Source organism: Luteibacter sp. P4_E6, assembly GCF_056401535.1.
On record NZ_JBFUJE010000167.1, the window covers coordinates 1 to 7,803 of the forward strand.

Genomic DNA, 7,803 nt, shown 5'->3' on the forward strand with positions numbered 1-7,803 from the left:
GATAAGGGACCTTCTGCAACGTATGCTCCCTGATTTTATATCCGACTTTCTCGTTGCGCAAATCGGCCTCTACCCTGAAGCCTTGTCCGACAAGGGTTTGGGTGACTTCGCGCACATAATCGGCCTGTGCGTCGGTGATGCTGAACACTACTGCCTGAATGGGGGCAAGCCAGGGCGGAAGCAAGCCCGCGTGGTGTTCGATCAGGATACCAATGAAACGCTCCATCGAACCGACGATGGCCCGGTGCAGCATGACAGGATGCTGGCGCTGTGAGTTCTCGTCCACGTACTCGGCGCCAAGGCGCTCGGGCATCATGAAATCGACCTGCATGGTACCGACCTGCCAGGCGCGACCGATCGAGTCCTTCATGTGGTACTCGATCTTCGGGCCGTAGAAGGCGCCCTCACCCGGCAGCTCCTCCCATGCCACGCCGGCTGCCGACAGGGCGGCACGCAGGGCGTGCTCGGCCTTGTCCCAGACCTCGTCCGCACCGATGCGCTTTTCCGGACGCAGGGCGATCTTCATGGCGATGTCGTCAAAACCGAAGTCGGCATAGACCTTCATCGCCTGGGCGTGGAACGCCGCGACCTCATCTTCGATCTGGGCCGGCGTACAGAAGATGTGGCCGTCGTCCTGGGTGAACGCGCGCACCCGCATGATGCCGTGAAGCGCGCCCGAAGGCTCGTTACGGTGGCAGCCGCCGAACTCGCCGTAGCGGATCGGCAGGTCGCGGTAGCTGTGCAGGTGGGTGTTGAATATCTGGATGTGGCCCGGGCAGTTCATCGGCTTGAGCGCATAAGTGCGCTTCTCCGACTCGGTGAAGAACATGTTTTCCTGGTAGTTGTCCCAGTGACCGGACTTCTTCCACAGGCTGACGTCCATGATCTGCGGACCACGGACCTCCTTGTAGCCGCTGCTGCGGTAGACACCGCGCACGTACTGCTCCACAGCCTGCCAGATGGCCCAGCCCTTCGGGTGCCAGAACACCATGCCCGGCGCTTCTTCCTGCATGTGGAACAGGTCGAGTTGCTTGCCGATGCGGCGGTGATCACGCTTTTCGGCTTCTTCCAGCTGAAGCAGATGGGCCTTGAGGTCCTTGTCGTTCAGCCACGAGGTGCCGTAGATACGGGTCAGCATCTCGTTGTTGGAATCGCCGCGCCAGTAGGCACCGGCGACCTTCATCAGCTTGAACGCGCGCAGCTTGCCCGTGTTGGACACATGCGGGCCACGGCAGAGATCCGTGAACTCACCCTGGGTGTAGAGGGAAAGCTCCTCGTTCGCCGGGATACCTTCGATGATCTGTGCCTTGTACTCCTCGCCGAGCCCACGAAAGAACGTGATGGCTTCGTCGCGGCTCTTCACCGAACGGGTGACCGGAATCTGCTCCTTGACGATCTTCTCCATCTCGGCCTCGATGACGACGAGGTCGTCCGGCGTAAACGGCCGTTCGTAGGCGAAGTCGTAGAAGAAGCCGTTATCGATCACCGGACCGATGGTCACCTGCGCACCCGGAAACAGGCGCTGCACGGCCTGACCGAGCAGGTGGGCCGTGGAATGGCGGAGGATATCCAGCGCCTCGGGGCTCTTCTCGGTGACGATCTCGAGGGCGGCGTCGTGGTCGATCGTGTAGCTGGCGTCGACCAGCTTGCCGTCGACCTTGCCGGCCAGGGTGGCTTTGGCGAGGCCGGCGCCGATCGAGGCGGCAACGTCCTGCACGGAAACGGGATGCTCGAACGGGCGCTGGCTGCCGTCGGGTAGCGTGATCTGGATCATGGTTGCAAATTCCGGACAAACAAAAAGGGCGCCATACGCCCTTCGGTGACGACGAAGACGTGGCGTGGGATCAGGTTGGGAGGCGCGTAGTCCGCATGTCGCACTCTCGGCCGGCGTTACCGCAGGCCACCTTGGTCGCGTGGATATCGGGCAAAAGCTAGATCAGCCGTGCTGCCGTGTCAAATCGGCCGTCCGTTAGACTAGGTGGATCGCTCCCTGGCAGGTCCTTCCATGCGCATCCTGGTTACCGGCAGCGCCGGCTTCGTCGGCTCCCACCTCACCGAGCGGCTGCTCGCCCGCGGCGACACCGTACTGGGCTTCGACAACCACAACGACTACTACGACCCGGCATTGAAAGAGGCTCGCGTGGCCCGCTTCATGCACCACCCCCACTACACGCACGTGCGGGCGGACCTTGCCGAACAGGCCGCCGTCGACCGCGCTTTCGCCGACTTCCAGCCCGAGCGCGTCGCCCACCTCGCCGCCCAGGCCGGCGTGCGTTATTCGCTCACCCACCCGCACGCTTATGTGCAGAGCAACCTGGTGGGTTTCGTGAATATCCTCGAGGCATGCCGGCGACATGCCGTGGGGCACCTGGTCTACGCCTCGTCGAGCTCGGTCTACGGGGCCAACCGCAAGATGCCGTTCGCCGTGGAGGACGCCGTGGACCACCCGGTGAGCCTGTACGCCGCGACGAAGAAGTCCAACGAGCTGATGGCCCACACATACAGCCACCTGTTCGGCCTGCCGACCACGGGGCTGCGCTTTTTTACGGTCTATGGCCCCTGGGGCCGCCCGGACATGTCGCCGATCCTCTTCGCCAGCCGCATCGTCAAGGGCGAGCCTATCGACGTGTACAACCATGGCGACCACAGCCGTGACTTCACCTACGTCGACGACGTGGTCGAAGGGGTGATTCGCACGCTCGATCGTCCGGCCGCGCCGGATCCCTCGTACGATCCGGTCGCGCCAAACCCCGGCAGCTCGGCAGCGCCGTACCGCGTCTACAACATTGGCAACGATGAGCCCGTGCAGCTGCTGGATTTCATCGGCCTGCTGGAGAAGCACCTCGGCCGTACGGTGGAGAAGCGGCTGCTGCCGATGCAGCCGGGCGATGTGCCGGATACATGGGCGGATGTGTCGGCGCTGCGGCGTGATGTGGGGTATGCGCCTTCGACGTCGATCGATGTGGGGCTGGGGAAGTTTGCTGCCTGGTTCAAGGACTATTACGGGGTCGATTGAATGGGTGGTGGCGTCAAATCAGCCGACGAAGCAACCCCGAGGCCCGCCGCGTCTTCCGCGAGACCGCATAGCCGAGGATGTCCGGCGCGGCCAGTAGCGTGAAGTGAGTCCGCGCGCGCGTCACTCCTGTATAGACCAGCTCGCGCGTCAGCACCGGTGACGGTTCTGGCGGCAACGCCAGGGCCGTGTGTTCGAACTCCGACCCCTGTGACTTATGTACTGTCATGGCATAGACCGTATCCACGGCAGACAAACGACTGGGCACGACGAAGCGCATGCGCTCGCCACCCTGGTCGTCCATCACGGCGAAGGCGACCCGCAATGCCATGCCGCCCTGCCCGTCCGGTACCCATAGCGTCACGCCGACGTCGCCGTTCATCAGGCCCAGCGCGTAGTCGTTGCGCGTGACCATAACCGGGCGCCCTTCGTACCACCCTGCCACCGCGTCGATCAGCCCACGGTCGAGCAAACCCTGCGCGATGAGTTCGTTCTGCCTGTCCACACCGGCATCGCCGTGGCGTGTGGCGCAAAGGAGCTGGAACCGGGCGTAAGCCGTGAGCGCTCCCGCACCCCATCGCTGGAATGCCTCGAAGGAAGCGTCGATGGCGGGACGCTCCCGTTCGATCCAGTCCAGATAATGGCGATGACCGGGCGCCCCCGCGCGACCGTCGACGGCCAGCGTGGCAATCGATGTGGCCGACGGCGCAACGAAAGCAATGTCGCCGCGTGTGCTGGCGAAGGCGCGCGTCACCGCAACGGCGTCCCCGGCGTTGATGGCCTGTGCGAGCGCACCGATACCGCTGTCTTCACCGAAGCGCCTGCTTCGACGCAACATGACGACACGCTGGTCGAGCGATCGCGCATCGTCAGGATCCGTCCATTCGCTCACGTCGACGCCGCAGACCGCCGTAAGCCAGTCGCGCGTGGCGACATCGTAGTGACCGGCATCCGCGCGCGCGCAAAGGTCGCCGAGTACCGCACCGGCTTCGACCGACGACAGCTGATCCTTATCGCCGAGCAGGATCAATCGGGCATCGCGCGGCAGCGCATCGAGCGTGGCGGCCATCATCTCCAGATCGATCATCGACGCTTCGTCGATGACGAGTACATCCAGATGCAACGGGTTGTCGCGGTCGTGCCTGAAGGAACGCGTATCCGGGCGACTGCCCAGCAGACGATGCAGGGTAGTCACTTCGGCGGGAATCGCCTGCTTTACCGCGACATCCACATCCAGCCGCTCGATCTGCCCGGCGATCGAAGCGTTCAGCCGGGCCGCGGCCTTGCCGGTCGGTGCCGCGAGCCGGATACGCAGGCGCGGTTCGTTGCGGTGGTGCGCGAGCGTTTGCAGCAAGCCGAGCAAACGCACCACCGTGGTGGTCTTGCCTGTGCCGGGACCGCCCGTGATGACGGCGAACGACCCGCGTGCCGCCACGGCGCAAGCCACCTTCTGCCAGTTGAGCGCGCCGGCTTCGACGGGGAAGAGACGATCCAGCTCCTGCGCAAGATCGGCGGGTACGTCGGACGGTGCGAGCCGCGACAGGATGGCATCGGCGACGCGCGCCTCGTCGCGCCAGAAGCGACGCAGGTAGAGCAGGCCGCCGTCGAGCACGAGCGGCGTGTTCGGCGGGCCCTCCGACGAACCCACCAGGGGCGATACCGACAACCATGCCGCCGCATCGGCCAGCACCGGCTCGACGACGGCAAGTGCCTCGATACCGACACAGATATGGCCTTCCCCCAGCTCGCGGCTGGCCAGCGCCGCCGCCATCAGGACGCGCCCGTCGCCATGCTCGTCCAGGGTCGACAGAAATCTGGCGAAGGCACGATCCACCGAGCGAAGCTTCGCTTMCTGCACGCCGCGATCGAGCCATGACATCAGCTGCGCATTCATGCCGACGCTCCTTCGAAGAGTGCGTCAAGCGCGTCGATCATGGCGCGTGCGGGGCGCTCCACATGCACGCCATGACCGTTTCCGTCAGCGCCCCGCAGGTAGATGTAGATGGCCCCACCCACGTGCGTGTCGTAGTCGTACGCACGGCCCAGCCGCGAGCGCAACAGTCGATGCAGGGCAAGCAGGTACAGGGCGTACTGAAGTTCGTAACGGGAATCGAGGATCGAGTGCCGCATGGCTGCCGGCGTATAGGCCAGCTCGTCCACGCCGAGCCAGTTCGATTTGTAATCGGCCACGTACCAGCGACCGTCGTGCTCGACGATGAGATCGATGAAACCCTTGAGCATGCCATTGACGCGATCGGCCGTGAGCGACGGACGCGGCGCCCCGTCGAGCGTGTGCTCGCGAACGATACGATCGAGCGCCAGCGTGTCTACCCGGCGCGCTTCGAACAGAAATTCCAGCTCGGCGCGATAGCGCGAAGGGTCACCCAGCGAGCCCAGGGAGAACGAACCGCCCTCGGGCACCGGCAGCGGCGTGCGTAGCAACACCAGCAGCCAGTCGGTGAGCAGGTCGATGGAAGCCTCCCAGCCGCGACGTTCGCAGCGCCGGGCTACGGTGTCGCGGAGGCGCTCCGGATCCGACGCGATCTGGGCGAAGCCTTCCTCTGCCATCCATWCCAGAAGGTCGTGGAGGAAGGTGCCCGCCTCCGCGCCACGCTCGAAGGCGTGGATCGTCGCCGCCTCGACGGAGGCGGCCGCCACTTCGCCTGCGTACTCGACAATGACGTCATCGGTCGCCGTCTCGGGTGCGACGGCTTCGCTATCCGCATAACGCAGGGCGCTGTAGCTCGCGATCCACCACGGCTCCGCTTTCGCCAGCCGGGCCGTGCGCGCGGGCAGCGGCCGTTCGTMGCGTACCGGCGCTTCGTAGCTGCGCTCGTCCGGCGCCGGCATGTAGTCGATGCTGATCGCCGGTTCGTCCCGGGCCATGGCGCGCAGAAGGCCCTCGATGGCGCCGTTGTCGATGTCCTGGCCGCCGCTGAGCAGGTGGCCGAAAGCCGACCGATGCACCTGGGGCTTCTTTGCAGCGTTGTAGCAGACCGGCGCCACGCCCAGCCAGCTGGCGTGGCGTGCACGTGTCATCGCCACGTAGAGCAGGCGCAGATCCTCCTGCAGGGCGGCACGCTCGGCCGCGTCCTTCGCCTGCCGCACGGACTCGCCTGCCGCTTCGTGCCCTGACGAAAGCAGCTCGAGCTGCGAACCGACTCCGTCATGGTATCGATAGCCCTGCCCCGGACGCGTACCGCCGCTGGCGCAGACGAAAGGAAGGAACACCAGCGGGTATTCCAGGCCCTTGGATTTGTGGATGGTCACGACCTTGACCAGATCGTCGTCGCTTTCCAGGCGAACGACCTGGTCTTCGCCGGTATGGCTGGCCGTGTCCTCGATACGCTCGGCAAGGTAACGAATCAACGCCTGCTCGCCCTCGATCGTCGAGGCGGCCTGCTGGAGAAGTTCGGCAAGATGCAGGAGGTTGGTCAGCGCGCGCTCGCCGCCGGCCTGACCGAGCAGACGCGCCGGCAGGTCGAAAACATGCAGAAAACGATGCAGCATCGCCAGCACACCCGCACGGCGCCAGGTCTCGCGCAACTCGAAGAGCTGCTGGCCGCGACGCTCCCAGTGGCGTTCGTCGACATTCAGTTGCTCGAGCTCGCCGTAACCCAGGAACAGGGTGCGCGTGGCAAGCGCCGCTCGCATGGCGGTGTCCGACGATGGCTCGGCGACGGCACGCAACCAGAGCAGGGTGTCGTGCGCCTCGATGCTCTCCAGCACGGAGTCGCGATCGGACAGGAAAACGCTGCGCACGCGGCGCGCGGAAAGCGCAGATCGAATCTCCGACGCCTCGTTGTGGCTGCGCACGAGCACGGCGATATCCGCGGGCTTCAGCGGCGTGACAGACCCCTCGCGAGCGAAGCCCGTGCCACCCTGCTTTGCCCCTTCCAGCAGGCGAACGATCTCGGTCGCACACGCTTCGGCCATCTGCTCGCGGTACATCCGCACACCGACCGGCACCTCGTCGTCGAGCAGCCAGACGTGCAGGGCTGGCTGGTCCGTTCCATCGACGACGAAGCGTTCGGCCCGTCCACGCGCCTGCACCCGGTTGAATGGCAATCCGCGGTCAGCGAAGTGGAAGGCGCCGGTCGGGTGATCTTCCGCCCGGGCGAACAGCGCGTTGACGGCGGCGACCATACCCTCGCTCGACYGGTGATTAGTGTCGAGGCTGTAGTGCGGGGCCTCAGCTTCGCTTCGCGCGGAAAGATACGTGTGGATATCGGCGCCGCGGAAGGCATAGATCGCCTGCTTCGGATCACCGATGAGCAACAGGCCCACGTCCGGGTTGAGCGCGTACACCGCCCGAAAGATACGGTACTGCAGTGGATCGGTGTCCTGAAACTCGTCGATCAGCGCGAGCGGGTACTGCCGACGGATCGTCTCGGCGAGTTCGGCACCCGAGGTCGACGCCAGCGCGCGATCGAGCCGCGCAAGCAGGTCGTCGAAGCCGATCTGGGCACGCCGGCGCTTCTGCTCGGCGAAGCGCTCGCGAACACGCTCCACGGCATCGGCCAGGATTGCAAAACGAATCGCAGGCTTGCCCGCTTGCCACTCGCTCCAGTGCTCGACGGCACCAAAAGCGGGATGCTCCGGCCGGACGTTGCCCTTGCTGACGGCACCGTCCAGCCGGGACGATCCGTAGCGGGCGACATCGACCGCGCCAGCCTCACCGGTCTCGAGCCAATGGCGCACGCCGGCCAGGTTGCGTTCGAGTGAGGCGGGCTGGTGGATATTGTTTTTCAGTACCTTGGTCCGCACGGCATCGCGCAGCAAGGCCTCGA

General features: G+C 65.2%; 4 protein-coding genes. 1 reads left to right on the forward strand and 3 read right to left on the reverse strand.

From position 1 onward, the window contains the following. Positions 1 to 1,774: threonine--tRNA ligase (gene thrS / locus AC1DT2_RS11680; RefSeq protein WP_477296345.1), on the reverse strand; the 1,774-nt coding region annotated here is incomplete at its 3' end. Positions 1,775 to 2,005: 231 nt separating this feature from the next. Between thrS and AC1DT2_RS11685 the strand changes: the two genes are divergently transcribed. Beyond that, positions 2,006 to 3,016 carry an NAD-dependent epimerase gene (locus AC1DT2_RS11685; RefSeq protein WP_477296346.1) on the forward strand — a complete coding sequence of 337 codons (1,011 nt, stop codon included), beginning with the start codon at positions 2,006 to 2,008 and terminating at the stop codon, positions 3,014 to 3,016. A gap of 13 nt (positions 3,017 to 3,029) precedes the next feature. Here AC1DT2_RS11685 and recD read toward each other — a convergent pair whose 3' ends face one another. Both recD and recB read right to left on the reverse strand, forming a co-directional pair. Next, positions 3,030 to 4,907 (reverse strand): exodeoxyribonuclease V subunit alpha, encoded by a 1,878-nt coding sequence (gene recD / locus AC1DT2_RS11690; RefSeq protein WP_477296347.1) that lies wholly within the window; start codon positions 4,905 to 4,907, stop codon positions 3,030 to 3,032. After that, positions 4,904 to 7,803: exodeoxyribonuclease V subunit beta (gene recB, locus AC1DT2_RS11695; RefSeq protein ID WP_477296349.1), on the reverse strand; the 2,900-nt coding region annotated here is incomplete at its 5' end. The genes recB and recD, both read right to left, overlap by 4 nt.